Raw genomic sequence first — 849 nt, 5'->3', positions numbered from 1 at the left:
GGATTGTGCCGCCTCGTCTCGTTCGCGTGGCACTTTGACGCCGCCGGAAAGGGAATCGTCGACAGCCGCGACCTCGCCTTCTATGCCGCGGCGACTGCCTTCTTCCTCGCCTCGACCGTCTTCTTGCTCGAAAAGCGAAAGCGCGGCGGTGCTTCCCCCGCCTGCCGCCTCCGCGCCGCGCTCTCGGCGGCAGCCTTCGCGCTCGCCGTGCTCACCGCCGGGCGCTACCCGCTCCGCATAAACGCGACCTCGTCGAAGCGCTTCACGCCCTCGCCGTTCAGCGTCCGGCTGCTTTCCCGGCTCGGCGAGCAGGTGCGCCTGACCTATTACCTCTCGCCTGAGCTGAAAAACCTGTATCCGCAGACGCGAGACGTCGGCGACTTTTTGCAGGCGTATGCCGCGGCAGACAACGCGGCGCTCACCGTCAAAGACCCGCATAGAGATAACGCCGAGGCGGCGCTCGCTGAAATCGGCGTGCGGAAACAGCAAATCGGCCTTGAGCGCCGGAATGCCGCCGAGTTTACGGACGTATATTCCGCCGTTACGCTTGAATGCCTCGGCAGGACGGAGGTCGTCCCCTTCGCCTTTTCCGCCGAGGGGCTGGAATACGAGCTTGACCGCCGCGTCCTCTCGTTCATAGACGGCAGGCGGGCGCGGGTTACATTCGTCTGTGGCAACGGGCTTTCGCCGGACGAGGATTATTCCTACGCCCGCTCGTGGCTGGAAACCGCCGGATGTCATGGGAACACCATAGCCCGCGCAGAAGGCACTGTCAACGCATGGCTTCGCGCGAAGCGCGGGGTCATGTTCGAGTTCCTTCAAGGAACCCGGCATAAAACCGGCGGTTTT

Annotated in this window: 1 protein-coding gene; it reads left to right on the top strand. The window is 64.2% G+C overall.

Features of this window, described 5'->3' with window-relative positions:
- On the top strand, window positions 1-849 hold an 849-nt coding region (locus tag AWU74_RS06460; protein WP_162504953.1), incomplete at both ends, for a DUF7088 domain-containing protein.

Source organism: Treponema endosymbiont of Eucomonympha sp., from assembly GCF_001028545.1.
The sequence above is the reverse complement of the archived record's forward strand: the minus strand, read 5'-3'. Positions and strand labels throughout refer to the sequence as shown.